This is a genomic window from Nostoc sp. JL34, assembly GCF_017114945.1.
Lineage (GTDB): Bacteria > Cyanobacteriota > Cyanobacteriia > Cyanobacteriales > Nostocaceae > Nostoc.
Genome location: NZ_JABXKQ010000032.1, coordinates 98,910 through 124,510 on the forward strand (window position 1 = coordinate 98,910; position 25,601 = coordinate 124,510).

Genomic DNA, 25,601 nt, shown 5'->3' on the forward strand with positions numbered 1-25,601 from the left:
TTGCGCCCTTCCTTTGCGGTAGCCTGCGGTAAGCCACTGCGTGTCTACGTTATCTCTTCAAACTCTCCAAAATCACTTTTGCCGCCCGCCGTCCAGAAATAGTTGCTCCTTCCATGCTGTCGATGTAATCTTGCTGAGTATAACTCCCTGCAAGGAAGAAATTATCTACTGGTGTTTTTTGGTTGGGACGGTACGCATCCATCCCTGGCGCTTCACGGTAGAGAGACTGAGCAAGTTTTACCACACTGTACCAAGTCATATTTAGCTCCCGCGACGAAGGAAACAGTTCATGGACTTGCTTGAGGACATGCTGTGCGATCGCTTCATTACTTTGGGCAATAAACGGATCTCCCGGTGTCAGCACTAGCTGTAACAAAGACCCCTGTCCTGGGCGATAATAATCAGCAGGGCTAGTCAACGCCAAATCGGCAAAACAAGAAAAGTCAGCATCGGCCGTGTAAAGTAAATTATCGATTCCAGCCGCATGATTTAGCTGTTTACGTTCCTCTCCATTGTTCAGTTCCGTTACCCAACCATCGAAGCGTAACTGCACTGTAGCCACTGGCACTGCATCCAGTTTGTAAATATTGTCAAATTCTGACCACTTCCGCCACTCGTGGGGTATGATGCGTTGAATTCCTGGAACATCACAGGCAAAAACGTAAGCATCAGCTGTGATAGTTTCTACTGCATCACCTTGGGCAACTACTATACCAGTGACATGGGTTTGTTCAGTTGACTCTGTAAACTGAATTTCCCGAACTTGTCGGCGTGTGTAAACTTTGGTGCCTCTAGCTTCCAGATATTTCAGAATGGGCTTATGTAAATATTCAGATGGAGAACCTTCCAGCATTCGCAAAACTGAAGCTTCAGTTCTAACTGCAAATAACTGGAATATTGTTAACATACAACGGGCAGACATATTTTCGCAATCAATAAATCCTAATGCGTAGGCGATAGGGTTCCATAAGCGCTTGATGCTGCCATTACTCCCACCGTGACTGCGGAACCAATCGGCAAAGCTAACTTTATCTAATTTGCGGATGGTTTTCATCGCCCCGTTAAAGTCTACCAATCCGCGAACTATAGGACTAGTACCCAAAGCGATCGCATTTTGCAATTTATCCTGCAACGATAGTTGGGAAGTAGTGAAAAATGCCTTTAAGCCATTGAAAGGCGCACCTGTAAGAAAGCGAAAATCCAAAGCACCAGTGCGCCCCCCTTTATTAATAAAAGTGTGGGTATGTTCCTTGAGGCGTAAGTTTTCTAACACCCCCACTTTCTTCATCAAATCAAATAGTTGGTAGTAGCACCCGAAAAATACATGCAACCCCATTTCTAGATGGTTGCCATCTCCATCAACCCAACTGCCAACTTTACCACCCACAAACGGACGAGACTCAAAAATCTGTACTTCACAACCAGCATCAGCTAGATCTACTGCGGTTGCTAGTCCAGCCAATCCCGCACCTACGATTGCAACGCGCATTCCGTCGTTCCTTTTCAGTTTCTTTACAGATTGTAACTGGGTTGGTGTCGGAATTTGCTACTTAATATCAACTCCACCAGCACATTAAGGGATGGCAATGTCGATACTAAAATCTTTGTTGATCGCTTCTTTTAGTCCCGATAAATGACCAAATGCGTTTTTCTCGCGTCTGTATCAGCTAGACAAACTCTTGTCCATAGCGGCGGACTCAAAAAGTATCATATTTTTTTTGGTGGTAAAGCAGTTATCTGGATAAGTCGTCAAAGCATCTTCTTACCTATTTGCTGTCGTCGGAGACAGGCAAACTTCTAATCAGTTCACGAATCACGTCGGTTGCGGGTCTACCTGTTTGTTGGCAATATTTTTCCAGTTTTTCCGCTTCCTGTGTTGCGAGATTGACTGTTATACGTTTAACGGCCCATTTTTTATTTGTCATTATCATGCTATTTGCTGTATATTTTAGATTGTCGAAAGAGTCTAAGTAAAGAGGGAACCGATAAGATTATCAGAATTTGTCGCAGGAAACAAGTAATACCATTAATATTAAAAATGTTCGTTTTGTCAAAGGATTCATCATTTCCTAAAGAAATCAAAAAACTACACTTTTTTGTTACTATTGTGACAGTAGAAAAAGCACATTGTTGCTTCTGAAGATAATAACCCTACTAACAGCATGAGTAAAGCCTGACAATGAAATTTGATAAATGAATTTGAGACACCTACTATTGACTTAATCAAAATTTCCAAAGTTATTCTCCATTGAAAGGATTTGACCTTCTCGCTTAACCAAGTTCGCCAAACCCTCTTCGAGAGAATATCTGGTAAAACACCAGAAAATAAAGCTTCAGAATCATTGTCATGCTGAAATACTGGCTTACAGGCGGGTTACAGTGGTGTGTATAGAGCGTGAATAATCACTTAAAAGTAGGCAAATAAGCGATCGCTCTAGAACAAATACTTATCTGCACCCATTCCTGTAACCAAGAAGTTAAGAGCTACTTGAACGGTTATGATTTTTGGCTTACCTCGATCAAGCTAATTGCTTTTCCGTGCCAATATCGTAACCATAAAAAAGCGTATAAGACTCAGTTTGCTGGGTGTAAATAGCCAAGGATGTTGGTAAATTTTGACATCATTATCTGTAATTTCACACAGATGAATTAGCCCATAACAGATATGATGCTACTTGACTGTTGACGAGAATATTTTAGTTTTGTTTCATGCTTCTACACTAACTTCCGGTAAAGATACGATGAAATTTTGCATATTTTTTATCCTCTCTCTAGCGATATAGTTTGCTCTCAACCCGGCGATTTTTCTGGCATTGTTCGTATTTATCTATCTAGAGGTTATATAAATCATCTTTAGCCAATTATGATGCCACAAATTACACAGTAAATATTATTCTTAGATTTAAACTAAGAGATAAGTTACTAGCAATAAAGTATTGATTTACAACTATTTTGTATTTGGTAAGTATACCTAAAAAAATAATTGTATATTTCAATTTTTTTCGGTGGTGTGTTCATTATAGCTATGATTTACGCACTTTAAATAATCTTTATTTAGACATTAAATCAGCTAAGATTCATCCTTTATAAAAAAATTACAAAGAAAAAGATATACACCTGAACTTTTACTTAATGATATTGATATATAACAAGACGCTAGAGGACTCAAAAGCTGGTTAAAAAAAGATTCTGATATCTAAGTGCGTCAGCTAGGTTTGATTAAAATAAACTTTGCAGATACTTTTATCATTATTTTGTAGTTATTTATACTGATAGATATTCGATTAAATGACTGGAAAACGATGAAAATACAGGTACTTCATGAAATTGAGGTAAAGTTAACTTCTAATTCTTAGCCGCCTATAAGTATTGACATATACATGAATATGGATTAAAAAGTGCCGCAACATGAGAGATCCGACGATAAAGAAGCATGAAGAGTACTGAGCGTAGCCGGAGACGATCCACCTCCGGTTAAAAGACCACCTACAAAAGATGGGGCATATACAAATGCGAAAATCCTGAGTCCTTTTACTTCAATTGAACACTCAGTTATTAAAAAGAAGAGGGGTAAGTGCCTTGCGAGATGCAGTCTCAGTCAATTTGCAAATCAAATACACATTGACTTAATTTCTCATACTGATAATTTGAGATTGAGGATTGCAGCAATTCGTGTAACTATTCAAATTTGAGTTGGGGCATCAGTTGGAGAGTGCCAATACCTAAATCTTTTGGTGAAAGCGATCGCGCTTCAAACAAAGCCATCATATCTCGTAACTGAGGATTGCCACGGGAAGCTCCCGTTAGTCCTTTAGCAATGATTAAGCCACAGTAGCCCTTAGTATTTTTACACCGCTGATTCCATTTTTTCCGGGCTTCTACATGAATAGGATCTTCATCTAAAAATTCACCGAATAGGAACAATTCGCCATTTTGAGTTTGCAATAAACCCAGGTCGTAGCGATCGCCATCAAAGGAGTCGGCACCTGGATTAAAGCAAATGGCTCTCAGTCCACCGACTGTTTCAATTCTTTCAATTACAGTCTTAGCCTTGGGCCGGGAAGTTTGAATTAAAATCACCGGTAAACCGTCACCTACTTGTTTGATTTCACCAGCCGGATGGTAGCTGACCCCCTTCCGCAGGTACTCCAACATTTCCCAGGACACCACACCTAAGCTGAGGAAAGAATCTTCTGGTATCAAGTCATCTTGCAATGATTGGAAATCAAGATTCCCAATCTCCCGCTCATCGACACCAAAGCCTGCCATTTCCTCTAATTCTGCTGCTAACTGCGGCATGGTAGAGACTGTCACAGCTATAGATTTAGTTGATTCTTCCGACTGCGGCAGAGAAATGCGATAGCGACGGCTGAGGGTAGGGAAGATGTCCTCATGAAGCTGACGACGGTGATCGCGAATAAAGCGGCTCAGGCTTTCGATCGCAACCAAGATTACCAGTGCTTCTTCGTCATACAAAACAGACCGTAGTCCTTCTAGGGGGTGGATATTACCGAAAGTAGGGTCAATTTCTGATAATGGCAGGTCTGCCAAATCATCTTCTTCATCAGTTTCATCAGCACTCTCAAAAGTGAGAAACAAGCAATCTTGCTTGAGGAACGCTTCTTCTAGATGTTCCGTTGATTCCTCATCTCTTAAAACTGCGGCGCGAAACTGTTTTAAAGACTCTTCTGAGCGATAAAACAAAATCCCATACTCCATTCCCAGCATTCCCATCACTGAGGCGTAGAGTGTGCCAACATCCCACTTATTAATCTCGATGGACAAAATTTGCTGTTCTTCTAAAAATTCCCAAGGTGCTGCTTGCCAAATTGCAAATGCTTTCTCTCGCAAGATTTGTGCATACTGTGGGGGTAAGTCGGGGGTTTGACTATCGAGGATGTCGGCAAATCCACGAAAGAGTTCGTCAATTAAAGGCAGTTCTGGTGCGTAATCAATGGCGATATCCAAATCTTGTAGCACTCCCCGCAGGTAGAATTGGATCTCCCGATCTTTGACTAAAATTCTTTGGGGCCTAGCAGGTCTTGCCGGACTCTGGGGATGCTCCATTGCTTGCATTAAGGTGCGAACTATTGCTTCTGGGCCAATATCTGAAGCTACCACGTCCATTCCTCGAACAACACCTTGGGAGTAATCTACCCAAAGAATGCATTCTCCCTTTGCCTCTGAGTCTGAGTGCTGGCTTGGTGATGACAACGGACGGCGATCGCCCTCCCATACAGAAGGAATTTGAGTTAATTTTTTCAACCGACGACTGGTAGAGCGATTAAAACTTGTCATAGAGTAAGTTAATCAAAAGAAGCAATTTGGAAGTAAACTTTCGGGGATAGCTAGCCTCGGATTAAATTTTTCTGGCTGCACCTGAAGGGTGGTTACTTCTCAGGCTGCCGCAAGGCTTAAACTTCAAAAATACTGAATGTTTCAGGAGGCAGCAGGCAAAATACAGGAGGCAGAAATAACCCATATTTAAAAGCGTGAGACTTAGACTGCGAACGGCGATGCCAAATTATCCACTTGGGATGCATCCCAGACGCTCTCTACAAGACGCTGCGCGTCACTTGCTTTCCTGTAGGAGAAGGGGAGACACTAATGGAGAAGACCGCATCGGCTACGAATGTATGTCCCACTATGTGTCTCAATACAATTTATCTTTTTAAACAGGATCTTATACCGAGAACTAAAGTTTTCATTCATAATTATTTCCTCCTGCCTTCTGCCTTCTCCCAAAGGGAGACACTAAAAGCGATCTGCCTCCTGTCTTCTCGGATAAACACACTGAGTCTCTCAATTCTAGAATAAAAATCTTTGGCTGCTTTTGAGCGAGTGTTTACAATTTGGCATCTAGCGACATCTAAGCCGCTAGAATGAATACAAAAACACCAAGGGCAACCCACAGGCATTAACAAGCCGATACAGGGTAACGCCTAGACTTAATTAAGGAGTTTAAAAAGCAGATGACACAAGCAATTCAGGCTCAACAACGCGGAATTCTGTTGAGCGAAGCCGCATTGCACCAGGTAAAATCCCTCCGGGACAAGCAAGGCACAGACTTCTGCTTACGAGTAGGAGTCCGTCAGGGTGGCTGTTCTGGGATGTCTTACATGATGGACTTTGAAGACACTAGCAAGATCACCCCTCAGGATGAAGTTTTTGACTATGATGGCTTCAAAATTGTCAGCGATCGCAAGAGTCTTTTATATCTCTACGGCTTAATGCTCGATTATAGCGATGCCATGATTGGCGGTGGCTTTCAATTCACTAACCCCAATGCCAACCAAACTTGCGGTTGCGGCAAGTCATTTGGGGTGTAATATTGTCAGTTGTCATTTGTTCCTCGTCATTTGTCGTTTATCATTTGCATCTGCCTAATGACTAATGACCAATGACTAATGACCAATGACTAATGACCAATGACTAATGACCAATGACCAATGACTAATACAGTTGAATCCCTGTTTGATACAGGTTTAGAACGCTATAAAGCTGGAGAATCAGTAGAATCTTTAATCCCTGTGTTTAAAGAAGTGTGCGATCGCGCTCCTAAAACTAGTGCTGCTTGGGTTTGTTTGGCGTGGTTGTATCTACTCGATAACAAACCCAACTTGGCTTACAAAGCTGCACAGAAGGCAGTCAAGTTAAATCCACAAGATCCCCAAGCTAGAATCAATCTCGCCTTAGCAATGCTAGAAACAAAGCAAAAAGGTTTGCGGGAACATGTTGACATAGCACAGCAGTTAATTTTTGTCAATGAAGAATGGAGTGATGAAATAAAAAATAGTATTGAAGACGGTTTAAGTAGAAAACCAGATTGGCAGAGTTTGACAAAAGTCAAAAATTGGCTGTTTGAAAAGTAGAGGATGGAGGATGGAGACTGGGGACTAGGGACTGGGGACTAGGAGGACAAGAGGGACAAGGGGGTATTTATTGAAGCAAGTCTCTACGTTGTCTCTTGTCTCTTCCCAGTACCCAATCCCCAGTACCCAATCCCCAATCCCCAGTACCCAATCCCCAGTACCCAATCATGAAAGAGAAATTGTTAAATTGGCTAAACATGGTTTTAGTCGCAGATGTTTTTTTGGTTTTGTTTGGCTTTGGCTGGTTAGCGATCGCTGCGATCGGTGATGCTGCGGGAATAAATCTGGGTTTGGATTTGTGGCATCAATTGTGGCAACCTTTGTTTAACCCAGCAATTGGCATCCTTATGGGCGGTGCTATTCTCAGCGGTATTATCAGTTGGGTTTCGAGAAAATTTCTCTCTAGTCAATAGTCAAAGAATTGGGCATGGGGAATGGGGCATGGGGAATAGAGAACAGGGAAAAGTTTTTAAATGCCCAATGCCCAATGCCCAATGCCCATTAATTAAGAATTTGTGTTAATGCTGGTTGCAAATTAGGATATTTGTACTCAAAGCCTGTTTCTAGGGTGCGTTTTGGGATGACTTGCTGACCTTCTAAAACTACTATAGCGCCGTCTCCTAAAAGGGCTTCGATCGCAAAAGCAGGAACAGGCAACCAAGAAGGGCGATTCATCACTTGTCCCAAAGTTTGGCTTAAATCTGCCATCCGAACTGGGTTAGGGGCAGTGGCATTATATACACCTTCTATTTCTGGTTTAGTTAAAGCTTGCAAAATCAGGTTAACTAAGTCGTCTACGTGAATCCATGAGAACCACTGCCGACCACTGCCAATAGGCCCGCCAGCAAAGAGTTTGAAAGGCGGAATCATTTTACCTAAAGCACCACCATTACCTAAAACAATCCCAAAACGCAGAATTACTAACCGGACACCAGCATCTTTTACCTTTCTCGCCTCTGCTTCCCAGGCTTGGCAGACTTGGGCGAGAAAATCGTTACCAGATAGACTTGTTTCATCATAGGTTGCCGTTTCACTGGTGCCGTAGTAGCCAATAGCCGAAGCGTTAATTAACACTGTTGGTTTAGGGTTAGCGTTGGCTATTGCTTCAACTATTTTTTGTGTACCTAACTTTCGGCTATTGAGGATTTCTTGTTTGCGTTCTGGTGTCCAGCGTCCTTCACCAATGGGTTCTCCTGCCAAATTAACTACGCCATCACAATTAGCGATGACACTTTGCCAAGAACCAGATACGTTTGGTGTATAGGCAACAATCTCTACATTGGCGAAAGCCTCAGATGGAAAAACCTTTTGAGCAAAGGCAGTGTTCCGAGTTAATACTACTATTTTATGACCTTTTCCCTGGAGTCGTTGTACCAAAAGACTACCGACAAATCCTGTTGCTCCAGTAATTGCGAATTTCATTTTCTACCTCAGCCAAACCTTTATTGTAAAGTTTTTGATCAAACTTTCAGCTTACCAAAGAAGGCAAGAGGCAGGAGGCAGAAGACAAACCCCATAAATAAATTCGTATTTTTATAACAAGGAAACCTTTTGTTTGGCGCTTTACGTCTTGAAAAATCCTTCTACCCAATTCAATAAATAAATTTAGGCAGCTGGCTCATAACCCTGTGACAGAGGGCAAAATATCTTTTATGACTCCTGTCTCTTCGTTGACTGGATATCTCGGTAGTCCCTAATCTCAAAAATTTTGCTTTTTTAATGACTTTCTGTTTAGATGCTTCGGTATTATAGGATGGACAGAGTGTTGCAAGGCGTGGGGCTATTATGGCTCGCTATACCTGTTTATTTATTGTTTCTGTCAAGAGTGACCATCTGTTGCCGTTACTTGTAGAACTTCTACAGGACTGTCAGTTGGATATTCAATACCACACGGGCGATTACATTATCGCTCGTCAGGTTCCTGGCAATGTTCCTTTTCCTAAATTGATAACAGTAGAAGTACTGATTGATAAATCAAAGTCTACCGAAACAGAAACCCGGATGAGTATTGTGATTAAAAATGAAGAACTACCACTCCAACTAGATAATTACTGCCGACAAATGTTTGAGTTTATCAAGCAGGCTATTGAAAGTAGCCGCCATTGGCATTTGATTGAAAGTCTTGCAGGATAGCTTTGCTGATTGTGTTGACACTCGCACAGCTTCAAGCAGTGAGAGTGTCAAACTGTGATTGGTAGTTATAATTCAGTCTCCTATATCCTCTAAATCCTCGGCCATACCGGGGTTTATTAGTGTAATGTCATACTCGCTCGAATCTGTTTGTCCCAAACGCTGAGTGTTTCTTAAAAGGTAATAAATGGCACGGACTTGAGGCCCAAAAACGATCTCATCTTCATTTCTGAGATCGTGGGCTGGTATCTTGCGTCCATTAATCATCAAACCGTTGGAACTAGGCTTGCCTTTGGCATCGCCATCTACAATCCGGTAATAGTAGCTATGACTATTATGCTCTCGTGGCAATCTCACTAATGTGGCATGGCGGCGGGAGACAAATTGCGACATCAAACGGATATTACATTCGCGATCTCTACCGATAGAGTAGACGGGGTGCTCCAGAGAAAATTCTTTGCGACCTTGATCGTCTTCAATAATCAGTAGATGGTTTTCATTAGTTTCTGCTGCCATTGACAAATCGGTGGAACTGTGATTGATCAAGATTTGTTTAGTATGGTATCCTGCCATTTTCGCGCACCATAAATCTGTGGTGCTGATCTAAATAAGCTTTAAAATTGCATAATACCTTGAAAGAGTAGAACATGTCTGTTCTACTCCAGTAGCTATGATAGCTTTGGTAAGTGTCTGAAGAAGGTTTGTGAACTAGTAAAACCTGAATCCCGACTCAGTTTAACTTTATATGGGAATAACCAAGATTTGGGCTGGGAAATTTTCCGTGTAAAGGAGTATTTTACGGGTGATGAGCTAATCGCCGTAATAATATTGAGTTTGTGACAACGCTAACAGAGCTAAAAGCCATTAATGCAGCAGCACCTGATGGGTTAAGGACAAAACCCAGACTAGGGAACAAAACACCAGCTGCTAAAGGAATTCCAACTGTATTATATGCAAAAGCCCAGAATAAATTTTGGCGGATTTTATTGAAGGTGGCGCGACTAAGCTGAATAGATTCGACAACATCGTTTAAGCGATCGCGCATTAGAATAATTTCAGCAGTTTCCATCGCCACATCTGTCCCAGAGTGTAAAGCAATTCCTACATCTGCTTGGGATAAAGCTGGAGCATCGTTAATTCCATCTCCTACCATTGCGACAACTGAGTGCTGAGTGCGGAGTGCTGAGTGGGGAGTGGGGAGTGAGGAGTTAGGAGTTTTATTTGTTCCCTTGTCTTCTTGTCCCTTTTGTCTCCTTGTCCCTTCTAACTGGAGAGACTGGATTGCAGCCGCTTTTTTAGCTGGGGGAACACCTGCTATTACATCAGCACTATCTAATCCTAGTTGTTTGGCTATGGCATTAGCTGCTTCTGCACGATCGCCACTCAGCAGCATTACTCGTAAGCCCATCTGACGCAATTTGTCTACAGTCGATCGGGCATCTGGTCTGAGGGTATCAGAAACACCAACTAGTCCGGCTAAAGTTCCGCCAATTGCTATATAAACGACTGTTTTACCATCTGTTGCTAAATCCTGTGCTACCTGTTGTGTGGTTTCGTTAATTGCAATGCCGTGCCAACTCAACCATTCCCAGTTACCCAACAATACAACTGTGCCCTCTACCACAGCAGATACCCCTAGTCCTGGTTCCGTGTGAAAATCCACAGCCTCTGGAATAGATAACTGTTGCCGCTGTGCTTCTTGCTGAATCGCTTTTGCTAAGGGATGGTGAGTACCGCTTTCTACGGCTGCTGCTAGTTGAATTAAGGAGTGGGATTCACTACTCCCTACTCCCCACTTCCCAGTCCCTAATTCCTCAATTAACAGACAATCTGTGACGATGGGATTACCTGTAGTCAGAGTACCAGTTTTATCAAATACTATGGTGTCTAACTGGTGTACTTTTTCTAAAACATCGCCACCTTTGATTAACAGACCTCGTTCTGCACCCATAGCAGTCCCGACAAGAATGGCTGTTGGTGTGGCGAGTCCCAAAGCGCAGGGACAGGCGACTACCATAACTGCGATCGCTAGTTTTAAGCTGATTAAGAGTGCTGAATGCTGAGTGCTGAGTGCTGTTAGCGGGGCGTTTAGCCCGTGGGGAGCGTGGCTCATCATTTCCATGCCACCAGACATGGTGATATCAGTCCAGATGTGAGTGCCGAAAAAGTACCAAAAGACAAATGTTAAGACAGATGCTGTCAACACACCGTAGGTAAAGTAACCAGCTACTGTATCTGCTAATTTCTGTACTGGGGCTTTCCGAGTTTGGGCGGCTTCTACTAGGGCGACAATTTGAGCTAGAGTTGTATCACTTCCAATCCGGGTTGCCTGAATAGCGATCGCTCCTGACTGGTTTAGCGTCCCTCCTGTCACCATATCTCCTGGTTGCTTGATTACTGGCACTGCTTCCCCAGTTAGCATTGACTCATCGACTGTTGTTTGACCAACCATCAATTCACCATCAACGGGGATTTTATCACCTGGCAGCACTTGTAACCATTCACCGACCCGCACCTGTTCAGCGGGAATTTCTACACTAGAAGACCCCACTCCTCCTTTCTCTGGGTTAGCAATCAATCGTGCTAACGGTGGCTGGAGTGCTAACAATTTCCTAAATGCGGCAGCCGCACGACCTCTAGCTTGTTGCTCTAATGTCCTTCCTAAGAGAATAAAGCCCAGCATCATTACTGGTTCGTCAAAGAAGCACTCCCAACCCAATTGGGGAAAGAGCAGCGCTACTAAACTAGCAATGTAGGCTGTCAGCGTTCCCAATCCCACCAGGGTGTTCATATTAGGCGCATTTCGCCGCCAGCCTAGCCAGCCATCTACTAAAATCGGGCGACCGGGAATTAATAGCGCCACTGTCGCTAGTCCACAGTGAAACCAGATGTTATTCAGCACTGGCAGCACTGAGCTACCAAGATTACCAAAATGTCCACTTCCCGACAATATCAGCAACACCGCAGCGATCGCCAACTGCCTAACAGAAGATCGCATTTCTCGGCGTTGGCGTTCTGCTGGATCTGGTAAGGTAGATATTTCGCCTACTATTGTGCCGCTAGCTTTTCGGGGTTGAGTCGGGAATCCAACGCCTGTTAATCGCTGTGCCAGTGCATCTGCATCTACTGCACCAACTTCTGACTCTACAACTGCTACCTCTGTGGCCAGGTTCACACAGGCACTCTTGACTCCTGGATGTTGGGTTAGCTGTCGCTCTACAGCGTTCACACACCCAGCACACTTCATACCCCCAACATCTAAAATAATCTTCTCTAGGATTGGGTCAAGTTCTGGGGCTGGCTTAGTTTTCGGGACAAGTTGCATGGCTTGTGTTTAGATTCGCTACAGAAATTCAACGCCTGACTAAAAGCGTCTCTAATTCGAGCGTAGGCTAAATATGGAACTATGACTCAATGTCAACCATATTAAAATTATTAATTTATCGTACCTCGTTGAGCATGAACGACTATCGCTGTACTTAATTCAAGGTTCCAAGTTCCTAGATTTATCTGTAGGGTTTTGAATTTTGAATTTTAAATTTTGAATTTTAAATTCCCCTACAGGGAGTTGACAGTTCCAACGTCGATAAGTGACATAAATAATAGCTGCTACCTGTATTGGCGCGATCGCAATCAGGCTTTTTAAGAAATAGTTGATCTCTAAATGAGACATAACACTGAAATATCCTAAGCCCAACAAGAAGAACATCGCCAAGTTTTGCTGTTTAGATTTGAGAATAAGCATATAAATAGAAATAAATATTAATAGGTAGAGTCACTATATAACTGCTAAAGACAAATCAGCCTAGCAACATATCTTTATTGCAAGAATTTTGTAGAAATAAGGAAGCTAGCTAGAGCAAGTTAGTTAAGTATCCTAATAGACAGGGTATTAACGGCAATCCGTTTTGGCTAAGGGGTAAAGAAAGGAAAATTCTTCAGGCTGGGTAAAGCGGAAGGGGAAAAGGATGTTTCTTGAGTCGCTGTCCCTTATCCCCAGCTACGGTCTACTGCAAGAGTTCGTCCTTGCTAGAATTCCACCCTTGTGGGTGTGTATTATCTTTTACCGCAAGCTAGAACTACCTTCTTCTATTAGAACCAGCCCTGCTTATTCACAAAGTAGGTATTTACGAAATTTTCAGGGGACTTATTCAAGTAGATCATGCCTTCAACTAAACCTACAAGTTGCATAATTAACAAGGCAATGCCGTAGGTGAAAGAACCCCCAACTACAGAAATCACCAACATGATAAAGCCTTCGGAAGCGTATCCTAGAATAAACTTATGAACCCCAAATGCTCCCAGGATAATGCCACAGTAACCAGCTAAAAGTTGTTTGGTTGGATGAGTGGGGTTGAGATTTGCCATATAAGTGCTGCTCCTTGATAAGTGAGTATAAAAACAAAGTCTTGAGTAGATGAAAGCAAGTAAATGTATGTGCTTATAAATAGATTTTTAATTTTTTCAGTACAAGTAAGCCCAAGACAAATAATCAAAATCAGCGTGCTTCTATTCCAGAGGGGACGCTAAGATGTCTTGCAGCATAGCCTGAAAATCTGGCGCTCCTTAATGAATTGTGGTGGATTTGATGATTGCAAACCCTGGTGCGGCAGTTTTGCAGATTTTTAGGTAAGACATTATTCTTGAGAAGAATGAACCTCAATAATCAGCAAAAACTGCTACTTACACCACTTTTTACAAGTCCATCAGTATTATTTCCGGATTATTTTGCGACGCCGATAGCGAAGCGGTAGCAAGTCATCGAGCGTCATAGCCCGTCGTAGACATCGCTTCTTCCAGTGGGCGTGAAACAGCATCGCACCAATGACAAGACCAACTATGTGGTTATTAGGAATCTAGAAGCGCAAAAGCATCTTCCATATCTTTGCTAACCCCTTGTTAGTTGCCGATCCCCACTTCGATGAGCGCCAAACGGAATTGCAATCCAATTTCTGACAGCTAAAAATGGTTCGGGAAGACAATTAACATCTCGAAAATGGCTAAAATGCTCCGAATGAGAATAAATGCTTAACTAGATATTTTGTTGTCTATGTTAACAGCATTCTTTGATTTGCTTTTGCCACGATCGCAATTTGGTTTTCAGCTAGTGTTTATGCTTGCAACCAATTGTAACTAGTTAATTGTTCTTACTTATGGAGATAAAAGCAGATATTTTGGTTTTGGGCAACAGTACTATTATAGTGTTAATTACTACCTAATATAAACAAGCTTAAAAGTGTACCACTATTCCAGAGGCTGTGGAGGAGCATAGGAGCGAGAAGGTTGCGCGATCGCGTGTAAACTACTCCCAAGACAATCCCCAATGCGGTGAGGGGCAGAATTTCCGACAAGCTGAGGTGAGCGATCGCAAACAATAAACTACTGATCAGAATCGCTCCCCACACGGGTAAGTAACGAGTCAGAGAGGGTAACAAAAAACCGCGAAACAGAATTTCTTCAAAAAATGGAGCGGCGATCGCTGCTGTAAAGAAAAATATGCCAAGTGCTACACCATCTTGGCTTTCTAGAGCTAGTTGCAACAGGGGATTACTACCACCTTGTCCTTGCCATAGCTGTTGATTAATCAAAGATACCACCACAACTATAGGTAAAGCCGTGCAATAACCTCCCAGTCCCCACAAAAACCAGTTATCTTGAAAACGGAAGCGAAACCAGAATTCTGGTAGTGGAAAAAAGCGCTTGAGAGAGAAATACAGCACTAACAGCGCCCCTAATGCCACCAATATGTAACTAACCAAGACAGAAAACGCCTGAAGTCGCACATCAACAATGGGACGCGGGATGGGTAGCACCGATATTACCAAGGGCACAAAAATTTGCCCCATAAAGAAAAAGCCGATAATAAAAACCTGCAAAACCGTTTCACCATCCCAAGGCGTTGACCAAGGGATATCAGCATTTTGAGCTAGTAATGAGGCTTTTCCTTTCAACAAGCGTTGAGCAAATAATAAAATCAGCAGTATTAGACCGATTAAAGCTGCCAAGGTGGGAATAGTGCCAATAACCGCTAATTTCAACACTGCTTGAGCAGAAGATTCTTTTTGTGCTGCTTTAACTACTGATAAAGCGTCTTGTCGTTGCTGGAATTGGTATAGCTGAACCAAAGCAGTAGAACGAAACCAACCTTCTAAATTCTTTTGAATCGGTTGTTGAGCATTTGGGAGGATACGGGGAGGATTGCTCCACAGTCCACTCAATACAGCGGCGGTTTGTCCAAATTCTGGATTAATATCTGAGCGTTGTTGTAATTCGCTCCAAGTTTTGAGGGCTGTATCAGTCTGTCCCTGCTGTGCTTGTAAAATTCCCAGACGCAGGTCTAATTCAGCCAGTAATTTTTGTAATTGTTTGAGAGACTGCTGTAACTGTTGCTGTCCCTGTTTAGAGGTTTTAGTAGTGGGAGGAGCGTCCGGTAGAGGTTTCGGAGGCGTGAGAGTTATTTCAGATTGAGAGCGTAATTGTGCAAGTTTGTTGTTAACTTTGTCTAAATTAGCTTGAACTGATTGACGCGCCTCCTGATACTGCTTTGTAGCGCTTTCCAGGGGTTGCTCACCAAGTATTGCTTCCCGAATCGCCTGGAGATTGTCATCACCGCTATCTTCTGATTGCCAAGCTTGGGCTTGTAGAGCAATATTAGTTTGGTATAGTTCCAGACGACTTTGAAATTGAGGTTCTTGCCAACTACTGAATAAAGCTGAAACTGCCAACAGAACTGCTATCGGCGTCAGCACAAAAATTAAAACCAATCGCTTGAGTGTCATCTATCCCCCTTTAACTAACCAATGGAGAGCGCGTCCCCCTTGGGAATTATCGCAATAAAAAGTCAGAGGTGGATAGATATCATCAATATTATAAGTTTGCGATCGCCTGCCCCAACGAATAAAGCTTACGTAGCATCAAGAAAAAGTTTTAGAGAAAATTCAACAGTCAAAGCACAGGTTATAATCAAGGCTTTAATCCTGTTGATGAGCAAATTTATAACCACCCCACAGAGAAAGAGCGATCGCTACCACCAGCAAAATTGGTATGCTGTACCAAGGAAACTGGGACAAGGGTAAATGAGCAGCTGCACGCAGTCCGATGCTGGCGTAGGTCAGTGGCAACAGGTAGACTACGACTTTGAGGGCAGCTGGTAATGTACCAGGGTCAAAGAAAGTCGCTCCTAAGAATGACATGGGGATAATTATAAAGTTGTTGTAGAGTCCAACTGATTCGAGCGATCGCACACTCAACCCCACAATCACCCCTAACCCAGCAAATACGGCACAATTCAGTACCACCAACACCAGAAATAGTGGGTTGAGAAAGTTCCAGTTTCCAGTCAACAGTATCGCTACCAAAATCACGGAACTGGAAGTCATCAACCCCCTTACGACTCCTGCCAGCATTTTACCGATATATAACGCTAGGGGGTGTATGGGAGTCAACAACAACTCCTCAAAGGTTTTGGTAAATAGCCTGTCTCCACAAATTGAAAATGTCGTTCCAGCAAAGCTAACCGTCATCGACGATAGCGCTACCATCCCCGGTAATATAAATTCCAAATAGTTGTTATAGTTACCACTAATTCCTGAGCCGGGTTTGATGGAGCTACCCAAACCCAAGCCAAAAGCTAGAATATATATCAGTGGAGATATCAAGCCTGATGCAGCAACTTGTACGATTCTTACACGTAAATCTAACCAATCTCCCCAAAAAATAGTCAGACTATCAGCTAGGAAGATTTGAAGTTGGGAAGTTTTGAACCTCTTGCCCGAAAGTAGCGCTCTTTGAGATGTCACGTGCTTTCAATTACTTATCAAAATTTCATTAAGTGTTAATTTACATTGTTTTACACATCAATTACTAGGGCAACAAAAAGCAGTATTGGAATAGTGCCGATACTGCCAGGAAGAAACAGGAAGAAAAAGCGGACAATTGTTAGTATTTTTGTATCGGAGAAAACTCTAGACTACTCCCTGCCAAATCGGCGTGAAGGTGATTAAGCAACAATGAGACGTAAACCCACTGGTAGATCGGCTACTACTTCTAAACCCTCTATTTTCCAATCCCCTATGTTTAACCTCTTCACCATCGCAATTATGGGAGGGGTGTTGATTTTGGGAATTGGGATTGGCATTGCTTTTAGTTCTACAACCACATTGGCGCCATCAAACGTGGCTTCTCGTGAATTTATTGACACCAAAGCACCAAACCCGGAAATTTGTGTGCAGTACGGAGCCAGCGCGATGGTGATGGACGCCAGACTGTTTGTCACTCTCAACCCCTTCAATGTCTATGTTGCCCAGCCTAGTATGCGTCCTGGATGTGTAATCCGACAAAATAACTGGGCGCTTTTAGAGCAACGTAAGCTGGTGACATCCGATCAGGTAAGAGATTGCAAAAATCGCCTGAACACCTTTGGCTTTACAGGTAACTTGGACAGTGATAAACCTGATATTAGGTGCATATATCAGAATGAAGCTGCTCAAAACTTCTTCACAGCTCAACCAGGAGCAGTTGGAACACCTCAGGAAACTGACAGATTTTAGATTTGGGCATTGGGAATTGGGCATGGGGTATTGGTAATAATCTAATCAGTTTTTCTTCCCCTGCCTCCTCTGCCTCCCCTGCCTTCCCCTGCCTCCCACACTCATTTAATCCCCCACTCTTTATCTGCTTTTAGGAAGGGGTTGACCAAACTCGATCACTGGGGGATTGGGAACATTGGGGATTGTTGGAACTGGAAATTCTGACATTCCGAAAGGAGGAATGCTATTCAAGTTACCGGTTTGATTTGGGAAAGAAGGAGGGGGAAGAATCGAAGCAGGTTGTTGAGAGGATGTATTCGGAGTTAGGGGGGGTACAGTGACAAAAGGCTGTCCTGAGTTAGTAGTAATTGTTGAGGGCAGTTCATTGGATGGAGGCGGAACTGTGAGTAAGGGCGCTTGTGGATTAGTAGTGGTTACGGGTAGGTCACTGGGCGGCTGTGACTTATAGGGTGTTTGAGGTTGTTTCTTGGGTGAAGGTGGGGAATTTGCTGGTTTGACAGCAGTAGTTTTACCAGAAATAACCGGACGTAATACCCAGCGAGTGGAATTTTTTCGGGATACAGGTTGCAATTGTACCTGTTTAGGATTAAAAACAGTCCCTGGTGCTAAATCTAAGACAATGCGTGTGTCGTTTGCGTTCAGTTGAGAAACGCGAATGCTTTTGATTGCTCCAGAATAATTTTGTTGCGTAGTGACTTTGCCCAACTTAGTATTCGGTAAATCTACAACCAGACGAGAGGGTTGGGCTAAGTAGAAATAATGAGGGGTTGTACCTGCTGAGAGGGTGATTTCGAGTTGCTGTGTCTTGGGGGAAAAACGCCAATTATCTAGCTTTGCCCCTGGTGTAACAGCAGTAGTGCAAGTTTCGAGGGCGATCGCGGCATAAAAGCCTAATATACTGATGCTAAATAGTTGCTTGCCCCATTGGCAAAATTGCTTAGTCTTTAGTCCCTGAGCCATTCTTTTTATTTGCTCCATAAAACCCATACAATGCGCTCACATTGCTGTTTACTTCGCGCTTGAAATCCCTATCCTTAGTCCCCACCTCCCAGTTCAATGGTTGTTTTTCTGAGATTTTTCCTGGGCTTTTTCGGTCACAGCGGTGAATTTCAGAGTTTGTGGAATACCCTTTACGGTCAATTGACCTGTCATATTACCTTTATCCACAAGTTGCATTTGAATTCTGACTGAGTTTAGAGGATCATTTTGGGGGCGAGGAATATTACAAAGGATTGATTTGCCAACTTTTCCAGATAAATTTAATTGTTGATTTTTCAAGATGCCTGCCAGAGAGTGCTTTTCGTCAGTGTCGGCGTTAGCGTTTGCCGATAATAGAGAGGCATTTAAGTAAATACCCGACTGCTCAATGTTTAACGTCAGGGTATCCGATTTTTCACAGTTCGGCAAATTCTCCGCTAGGGTTAGACGATAGCGACCGTTAACTGGAGGAGGAGCCTTGAGATTTTTTTCTCCATAAACACTTACAGTTTTAAACAACAGTAGCACTGAAATTATTGCTACTCCGTAAAAAGCTAAAGATTTGAAGTTGAAATGATGCATAATCTCAACTCCTCAATGTTGGCTCTTGACTGCTAACCTCAGGAAGCATGGAAGTGAGATGAGCAGTGACTTGACTGTAGCGGCGGGTAATCAGCAGGGAAGAGCGACATTGGATGGCTAGTTGATCTGTATATCTACCCAAGGTTTGACGCTCGATCCCCCAAGTGCGGCTGGTGCCAGCAATTGTCAGGTCTACATTTTTGGAGGCTTCGACTACAGCTTGGATTGGCTCTGGAGCTTGGACAATTTTGATTTCTATGCGATCGCGAACACTGCTCGGTAATTGCTCTATCATCATGTCCAACTCGTAACTCAATTCATCCTTGAGAGGATTTGGTAATACGTGTAAAATATGCAACATACAAGTATCATGATTGATTAGCAGTCTGAGCGCCAGGATCAGTGCCAAATCATCATGGATATTTGCAGAATAAGGGACTAATAAACTTTCTAAGCGATCGCTTCCTCTGTCTACAAATACTGCGACATCAACTGGTGCAGTGGTGAGAATTTGACCGACTCTTCCACCTAAGCGATTGCTACTAAAAGCTGGGCGATGCCATCCTACGAGAATTAAATCAACTTGGTCTAGTGCAGCAATCTGTGCTGTTTCCCGTGCGACATTACTAGATATGCGAACGATGGGATGCACATAAGAGCGTGTTTCTACTGGTTCGAGAGTATTAATCAAGTCTTCTAGCTGCTGGCGGCGCTGGGCAATTAATCGGTCTGCTTCAACTGGCGTACTTTCAAAGGCATAGTCTTCTTCAAATTCAATCAGGCTAAGAGGATTAACAACGGCGGGATGTCGGTAGTTAAGAGCAATGCTTACTGCCAACTGTACCAATCCTTTTTGGGTACTCGGATTAGCCACTGGCACCAAAATTCGATAGGGACGAACGGAAGTTACATTTCCAGCAGTGGCATCTATATCATCTGTTTCTGCTTCCGACTCCGGTTCCATGACATCTAACCTGATCAGCTTCTTGGGATATGTCCATTCCAGCAGTGGCGAGGTCATGAATGTAGTTACCAATGCCATAATTACCAGCATGGTAAATATTAAGGGGGAAATTACCCCTAACTCTAAACCAATGTTTAGCACGATCAGTTCAGTCAAGCCGCGAGTATTCATTAACCAACCGAGTGCTGAGGCTTCCCGTTTACTAATGCCACTGACACGGGCCGCTACATAAGTGCCAACATATTTGCCTGCGATCGCCACTCCTAAAACCAACGCACACAACAGCCACAACTCTGGACGGTTGAGCAAGCCAATCTGCGTCTTTAAGCCACTGTAGGCAAAAAATATTGGCAGCAAGAAAATCAGGACAAAATCTTCCGTTTTTACTGCTAATTCCCGCACTAAATCTTCATTTTTGGGCATGGCTGCTCCCAGTAAAAATGCCCCAAAAATTAAGTGAATACCAATTAGTTCGGTGATTAGCGCCGACGCAACCACGCTCATATAAATCCCAGCTAGCAGCAATTGGCTGAGGCGTCCCGCACGGAGGTAGTGTTTGGCAAGGCGTTTGAGGAACCAACGACCTGCGGTCAACATCAAACCGATGTAAAGGATGCTGGCAATAATTGTGGGTATAGCACCAGCAAAGTCGCCAGTCCGAGCAACTGCGATCGCAACTGCTAAGAGACACCAAGCTGTCACATCATCCACCGCTGCACAAGTTAACGCCAACGTTCCTAAACGTGTTCCTTGTAAATTGTTTTCAGTAATGATTCGCGCTAACACTGGAAAGGCAGTAATTGACATCGCCGCTCCCAAAAACAAGGCGAAGGCGGTGAAGGATACACTTGCATTGGAAACTAGGGGATAAAGTAGCACCGCTAACAATGTTCCTAGAGAAAACGGCACCAAAATGCTGACATGAGAAGTTAAAACTGCTACTTCTAATTGTCCGCTGAGGTATTTGGGATTTAGTTCTAACCCAATCAGAAACATGAAAAATATTAGTCCCACCTGAGACAAAACATTTAGAAAAGGAATAGTTTCTGGTGGAAACAAGGTAACTGCAACGTGGGGAGCAACTAAACCAAATAAAGATGGGCCGAGCATAATCCCAGCGACAATCTCACCAATTACCAACGGTTGCTTAATGGAACGAAATGCTAGCCCTACTAGCCGTGAAAGTCCAATAACAATCAGCACCTCAACCAGAACGAGAATAACTATGTGCATGGTTTCCTCAAAATTAACTATCTGGTTTCTCTAAGATGATTCTTTAAAAGACTGAAAAATGTCAAGTTTGTTAGATACACCCAAGAGTAATTTGTGCTTTGTTGTCATGTCAATTGCTGTTACGATGCAGTTGCAGCCGTGAAACATGAATTTTGATGATTTTAGGAGCTACATCTAGAATAAATTCCCAATTACCGATATTAAGAAAATTAGGTAATAGGCAGCTAGTATGTAATGGCGCTTCAACGCCACTACATACAAATTAGCGGTTATAGTCAGAGTCGAAGCGGATAATTTTACCCAATTACAAGGTAATTAGTTTTATATTTTAATCTGCCTCAATGGAAGATTTATCATAGCTTGTACCGTGCAACAAAAAGGCAATCAGTGGTGATGCCATCAGGGTAGTAATGACTGCCATAATAACCATGATAGTGAATAAAGTTGGGGTAATTATACCTTGCTCAAGACCAATATTGAGGATGATTAACTCCATCAAACCACGAGCATTCATCAGAGCGCCAATAGTTGCCGATTCTCGCCAATTTTCCCCCGCCAATTTTGCAGCCAACATACAAGCAACACCTTTGCCAAGAATTGCGATCGCAATAATTAAGAGCGTAATTCCCCACAAAGTCGGTGTGTTTACTAGTCCAATTTGAGTGTTCAGTCCAGAGTAGACAAAAAACATCGGTAGCAAAAAAGAAGTGGTTAAAAACTCCGTATATTGGCGAATTTGTTGAGCGAATTCTCCGCGTGGTGTCACTGCTCCCAACACAAAAGCACCGAATATTGCATAGATGCCTGTGATATCGGTAAACCACGCACAAAACATCAAAATTATCAACATTAAAGTCAGGGTTTGTCTGTTCACACCTGCATCGCGTTTGGTCATGCGTGTGAATCCTCTCAGTAGAGGTTGACCGAGAAAAATCGCAAACAGCACATAGCAAATGCCACCACCAATTGCTAATATGGCAATGCTCAGAGAATTTTTCACGCTAGCAAGGACGATCGCCAGCAAACACCAAGCAACTGCATCATCTACTGATGCTGCACCTAAAGCCAAAGTACCAAAGCGGGTTTGTGTAAGACCGCGTTCGTAAAGAATACGAGCTAACATTGGGAAAGCCGTAATTGTCATCGATGCACCTAGATACAAAGCGGCTGACCAAGGCATTACCTTTGGTTGAAAGAAATCGCCATTGTGATAAAACCAAAAAGAAGCGATCGCTCCTAAAATAAAAGGAGTGATAATCCCGGCAGCAGATAGCAAACTTGCACTTTTGATATGATGTTTTAAGAGTTTGGTATTAAACTCTAAACCAATCAAAAACATATAAATTACTAACCCAATCTGGCTAATAGCATATAAAATGGACATCGATGGATTGGGTATCTTCAGTCCGACAGCAGTGATGATGGGAAGCTTAGGAAACAGCCATTGCTGAAAACCTGGTGCAATCAATCCCAAAAGCGATGGCCCTAGCATTACACCTGCGATCATCTCGCAAACAACATCAGTTTGACCAAGATAGCGGCGTCCTAAAATCGTGACGATACGACAAGTAGCTAAAATAACTGTGAGTTGCAGAAATAGCTGAATAACCAGATCAAAATTTGACATTGCACTTCCTTAATTTGCGTCTCTGCATTGAAGAATCTCCCCAGACTGCAAAGCTTGTCCTGTTTTTCTCATACATGACTACTACATCAGCACAAGTGCCAATTTTGGGAACAGAAGATAGCTATTTTTAATTTGATGACATACAAGAGGCAATGCGTTGCTTTGGTTTCCAAAGTTGTAGCAACTACCATGTTGTTCTTAGAGGATGTTTGAAAAGTTTTTTTGGTAACATCTAAATCTCGAAAACCTAACCCCCCAGCCCCCATTACCCTGTAGGGAATTGGGGGTTTCAAAGCCTCTTGACCTTTCGGGGAGAGGAATGAAAGCGGGGTTTTGAGTATACTTTACAACTTTTCAAACAACCTCTTAAGAACGCACACAACTGTACGTGAATACAACATATTGCATCCAAACTAAAACCGCAATATATGATTTTTTATGATTTGTTAAATTGCGATTTATAACCTTTTTTATCTATTTGAACCACAATCTGCTCTACGTATATATCTGTGTGCCCCTAGCCTACAGTTTAATTACCTGAAAATTGTTATAAATTTTGATTAAATTAGTTTCAAGGATTTAAGGGATTACAACCATTCTCCACCCCGGAAACGCCAACGGAGGAAAATAATTCGCATCAGGCTTTGAGAAGTAATAAAAACTGCTAGCCACACGATGCTATAGTGCAATAAAAAAAATCCTGGCGACAGTTCCTCTTTCGGTAAAGGTATTGGTAAAAAGCCAAATAACTTGACTCCACAAAACACAAACACCAATTCCCATATACCAGCTAAGAGTTGATAAACAGCGGGCCAATCTCTGTCCCAGCGGTATTTTTGCAAATAGTCATAAAGCACATCCCAGCCTAAGCCAAAGATGGCGACATAAGCAAGTATCCAAAAATAAACTGAATTAGCACCAGGGCCAATCCAACCGATTGCAAATGGCAAAGATCCGAGTACACCTATAGTTGCAAGTAATAATAATCGAGTTTGCCAGCGACCAAATAAAGTTGGTGTCATAGGAGTGCTGAGTAATGAACAAGAGAGAAATTAGAGTTTTTAGAGATAATTCATATTAGCCCAGGCGACTAGAAGTCACGGCTATACAGACAAAACCCACCTACGTGGGTTTGAAATCCTTAATTTTCTCTTAGTCCCCGGAGGTGGACTTGGTTTGTGTAGTAGCGAATTCTATGAGACTGTTGGCAAATTCATGTAAACCGCAATTTCTGGGGTGAGACGCTACGACATCTCAAGCTTTTGAGGATAGCGATACCTACGGTGGGCTGCGCCTACGCAATTCGCCAACAGAGTCATTCTATTCGCCCAATAATTTTCAAACATCTTTAAGCTCACCCCAAAGTACCAATACATTTATATTATTAGGATGGTTTAAGGTGATAATCAAATTGAGAATGGTAAGTTGCGTGGGCTTTGCCCACTGAAGTTATTGCATCCCAATTGATTACATCCTCTAACAAAGCTTGATAACCTAGTGTGTTGGGATGAAGACCATCTTCACTCAAGCGTTTTAGCCGCCAACTTTCACCGCGTCCCATCCACTGTTCAAAAATATCCAAATAGGGAATCTGCCGTTTTGTGCAAGCAATTCGAGTTGCTTCTTTGTAGCGGTACTGCTCGGCATGATTATAGTAAAAGCAATCTAGAAATGGCATCTTGGCTTCATCGACTGGCACCATGCCCACAAATAACACAGGACAGAGTTGCTGGGCTAAATTTAGCAGAGACGCAATTTCCTTTTCAAATACGGTAAAATCTGTGTAACTTCGGCCATCAGGACGCGCCAACCGCGCTGAGTCATTCACGCCTACTGATAAAATAATCAAGTCGGGAACGCGATTTCGCAGTTCACCCCGGTGGCGAAATTCAACTTCTAGCCTTTGTGCTACTTGTTGCGTGCGATCGCCTCTTACCCCTAAATTATAAAGAACATGACCAGCACTATCCGGCAACATCCACCATCGCCGTAGTTGCTCGATCCAGCCTCCTTTTTCCGGGTCACCGAATCCATAAATTAAGCTGTCCCCCAGTGCGACAATCTTCATAGGCTGAAAGTGATTTGGTGGTACAGACAGCTGCATTGAGGAAGAAGCTAGAAATGTGTGCATTTAACAACTATATTTTATATCTTTACAAGATTCTATACATTTCTATACCATAGATGGCTATCTTTAGTGTCCAAGCATATATGATATCAAGTCCGGTTAATTACTTATGATTACCGCATCCGTGCAAAAATCAGGAAAACCTCTTTCTCCCTGCCCCCTGCGGTCTAAATGATAAGTCTTTACCCGAACATGATATGGGGTTTCTACTTGTTGATATGGTTGCAAAGTTAATATTGCCGCAGTTGAGCCTTTGAGGGTGAACGTTGAGCCTCTTGTCTTAATCCAGCAGCAAAAAGCAATATCATCAATCAGTGAAAGCATTGGCGCAACCCGCCGCAGGTTTCGCCCGGATTATTAATACTGATGAGTATGAAGTTGAGGAAGTGCTAGAAAATTGGCTGGAGTTCTTACAGCTACAACAAATTGCCTCCGAAACCCATTACAGTCTCTATCATTCCAACTTTCGAGACTGGCTAGGTAGACAACAAATAAAACCCTCTAAAAAATATCCCTAACCTTCTTCATTAACAGAGAA

The 25,601-nt window shown here is 42.7% G+C and carries 23 protein-coding genes and 1 pseudogene; 7 read left to right on the plus strand and 17 right to left on the minus strand.

Annotation, left to right across the window (positions count from 1 at the left end; translation table 11 throughout):
• Window positions 1–49: 49 nt before the first annotated feature.
• From zds to HWQ44_RS05405, 3 genes are all read right to left on the minus strand, one after another.
• Window positions 50–1,489: a 9,9'-di-cis-zeta-carotene desaturase gene (zds, locus tag HWQ44_RS05395; RefSeq protein ID WP_292715876.1), complete on the minus strand. Its 1,440-nt coding sequence runs from the start codon at window positions 1,487–1,489 to the stop codon at window positions 50–52.
• Window positions 1,490–1,766: 277 nt separating this feature from the next.
• Window positions 1,767–1,931, minus strand: coding sequence for a CopG family transcriptional regulator (locus tag HWQ44_RS05400; protein WP_181928261.1), 165 nt, complete (start codon window positions 1,929–1,931; stop codon window positions 1,767–1,769).
• A gap of 1,747 nt (window positions 1,932–3,678) precedes the next feature.
• The gene (locus HWQ44_RS05405) at window positions 3,679–5,298 is read right to left on the minus strand and encodes a hypothetical protein (RefSeq protein WP_292715881.1); all 1,620 of its coding nucleotides are present in this window, start codon (window positions 5,296–5,298) and stop codon (window positions 3,679–3,681) included.
• Between the two features lie 674 nt (window positions 5,299–5,972).
• Between HWQ44_RS05405 and HWQ44_RS05410 the strand changes: the two genes are divergently transcribed.
• The 3 genes from HWQ44_RS05410 (at window position 5,973) to HWQ44_RS05420 (ending at window position 7,285) form a co-directional block, all read left to right on the plus strand.
• Entirely contained in the window at window positions 5,973–6,329 is a 357-nt protein-coding gene (locus tag HWQ44_RS05410; protein WP_179069217.1) for an iron-sulfur cluster assembly accessory protein, read from the plus strand.
• Between the two features lie 120 nt (window positions 6,330–6,449).
• Entirely contained in the window at window positions 6,450–6,872 is a 423-nt protein-coding gene (locus tag HWQ44_RS05415) for a tetratricopeptide repeat protein (protein ID WP_292715887.1), read from the plus strand.
• A 167-nt stretch (window positions 6,873–7,039) separates the two neighbouring features.
• A complete protein-coding gene (locus HWQ44_RS05420) occupies window positions 7,040–7,285 on the plus strand; it encodes a hypothetical protein (RefSeq protein ID WP_292715890.1) in 246 nt (81 codons plus the stop codon).
• Between the two features lie 88 nt (window positions 7,286–7,373).
• Here the strand turns inward: HWQ44_RS05420 and HWQ44_RS05425 are convergent, their stop codons facing one another.
• Window positions 7,374–8,294 (minus strand): TIGR01777 family oxidoreductase, encoded by a 921-nt coding sequence (locus tag HWQ44_RS05425; protein WP_292715894.1) that lies wholly within the window; start codon window positions 8,292–8,294, stop codon window positions 7,374–7,376.
• Window positions 8,295–8,657: 363 nt separating this feature from the next.
• On the opposite strand from HWQ44_RS05425, the gene HWQ44_RS05430 reads away from it, so the two are divergent.
• Entirely contained in the window at window positions 8,658–9,005 is a 348-nt protein-coding gene (locus HWQ44_RS05430) for a hypothetical protein (protein WP_292715896.1), read from the plus strand.
• Between the two features lie 72 nt (window positions 9,006–9,077).
• Here the strand turns inward: HWQ44_RS05430 and HWQ44_RS05435 are convergent, their stop codons facing one another.
• From HWQ44_RS05435 to HWQ44_RS05460, 6 genes are all read right to left on the minus strand, one after another.
• The gene (locus tag HWQ44_RS05435) at window positions 9,078–9,575 is read right to left on the minus strand and encodes an FHA domain-containing protein (protein ID WP_292715898.1); all 498 of its coding nucleotides are present in this window, start codon (window positions 9,573–9,575) and stop codon (window positions 9,078–9,080) included.
• 223 nt (window positions 9,576–9,798) lie between these two features.
• Window positions 9,799–12,327 carry a cation-translocating P-type ATPase gene (locus tag HWQ44_RS05440; RefSeq protein ID WP_292715900.1) on the minus strand — a complete coding sequence of 843 codons (2,529 nt, stop codon included), beginning with the start codon at window positions 12,325–12,327 and terminating at the stop codon, window positions 9,799–9,801.
• A 159-nt stretch (window positions 12,328–12,486) separates the two neighbouring features.
• Window positions 12,487–12,747, minus strand: a complete 261-nt coding sequence (locus HWQ44_RS05445; protein ID WP_292715902.1) for a hypothetical protein — start codon at window positions 12,745–12,747, stop codon at window positions 12,487–12,489.
• A gap of 347 nt (window positions 12,748–13,094) precedes the next feature.
• The gene (locus HWQ44_RS05450; RefSeq protein WP_292715905.1) at window positions 13,095–13,370 is read right to left on the minus strand and encodes an NINE protein; all 276 of its coding nucleotides are present in this window, start codon (window positions 13,368–13,370) and stop codon (window positions 13,095–13,097) included.
• Between the two features lie 836 nt (window positions 13,371–14,206).
• Window positions 14,207–15,781, minus strand: a complete 1,575-nt coding sequence (locus HWQ44_RS05455) for a type II CAAX endopeptidase family protein (RefSeq protein ID WP_292715908.1) — start codon at window positions 15,779–15,781, stop codon at window positions 14,207–14,209.
• Between the two features lie 192 nt (window positions 15,782–15,973).
• Window positions 15,974–16,801 carry an ABC transporter permease gene (locus tag HWQ44_RS05460; RefSeq protein ID WP_292715911.1) on the minus strand — a complete coding sequence of 276 codons (828 nt, stop codon included), beginning with the start codon at window positions 16,799–16,801 and terminating at the stop codon, window positions 15,974–15,976.
• 210 nt (window positions 16,802–17,011) lie between these two features.
• On the opposite strand from HWQ44_RS05460, the gene HWQ44_RS05465 reads away from it, so the two are divergent.
• Window positions 17,012–17,551 carry a DUF3172 domain-containing protein gene (locus HWQ44_RS05465; RefSeq protein WP_229547190.1) on the plus strand — a complete coding sequence of 180 codons (540 nt, stop codon included), beginning with the start codon at window positions 17,012–17,014 and terminating at the stop codon, window positions 17,549–17,551.
• 120 nt (window positions 17,552–17,671) lie between these two features.
• Here HWQ44_RS05465 and HWQ44_RS05470 read toward each other — a convergent pair whose 3' ends face one another.
• The gene (locus HWQ44_RS05470; RefSeq protein ID WP_292715915.1) at window positions 17,672–18,511 is read right to left on the minus strand and encodes an AMIN domain-containing protein; all 840 of its coding nucleotides are present in this window, start codon (window positions 18,509–18,511) and stop codon (window positions 17,672–17,674) included.
• 93 nt (window positions 18,512–18,604) lie between these two features.
• Window positions 18,605–19,111 carry a hypothetical protein gene (locus HWQ44_RS05475; protein ID WP_292715917.1) on the minus strand — a complete coding sequence of 169 codons (507 nt, stop codon included), beginning with the start codon at window positions 19,109–19,111 and terminating at the stop codon, window positions 18,605–18,607.
• A gap of 145 nt (window positions 19,112–19,256) precedes the next feature.
• On the opposite strand from HWQ44_RS05475, the gene HWQ44_RS33500 reads away from it, so the two are divergent.
• A complete protein-coding gene (locus HWQ44_RS33500) occupies window positions 19,257–19,394 on the plus strand; it encodes a hypothetical protein (RefSeq protein WP_366931361.1) in 138 nt (45 codons plus the stop codon).
• A gap of 207 nt (window positions 19,395–19,601) precedes the next feature.
• Here the strand turns inward: HWQ44_RS33500 and HWQ44_RS05480 are convergent.
• From HWQ44_RS05480 to HWQ44_RS05500, 5 genes and pseudogenes are all read right to left on the minus strand, one after another.
• A pseudogene (locus HWQ44_RS05480) lies at window positions 19,602–21,308 on the minus strand (cation:proton antiporter); the annotation flags it as partial.
• 328 nt (window positions 21,309–21,636) lie between these two features.
• Entirely contained in the window at window positions 21,637–22,935 is a 1,299-nt protein-coding gene (locus HWQ44_RS05485; RefSeq protein ID WP_292715922.1) for a cation:proton antiporter, read from the minus strand.
• Window positions 22,936–23,522: 587 nt separating this feature from the next.
• Entirely contained in the window at window positions 23,523–23,957 is a 435-nt protein-coding gene (locus HWQ44_RS05490) for a hypothetical protein (RefSeq protein ID WP_292715925.1), read from the minus strand.
• 362 nt (window positions 23,958–24,319) lie between these two features.
• Window positions 24,320–25,066, minus strand: a complete 747-nt coding sequence (locus HWQ44_RS05495) for a GDSL-type esterase/lipase family protein (protein ID WP_292715928.1) — start codon at window positions 25,064–25,066, stop codon at window positions 24,320–24,322.
• Window positions 25,067–25,162: 96 nt separating this feature from the next.
• Window positions 25,163–25,387, minus strand: coding sequence for a hypothetical protein (locus HWQ44_RS05500; RefSeq protein ID WP_292715931.1), 225 nt, complete (start codon window positions 25,385–25,387; stop codon window positions 25,163–25,165).
• Here HWQ44_RS05500 and HWQ44_RS05505 point away from each other — a divergent pair.
• Window positions 25,387–25,581, plus strand: a complete 195-nt coding sequence (locus HWQ44_RS05505) for a hypothetical protein (protein ID WP_292715934.1) — start codon at window positions 25,387–25,389, stop codon at window positions 25,579–25,581. The two genes, HWQ44_RS05500 and HWQ44_RS05505, sit on opposite strands and share 1 nt — an antisense overlap.
• Window positions 25,582–25,601 lie beyond the last annotated feature (20 nt).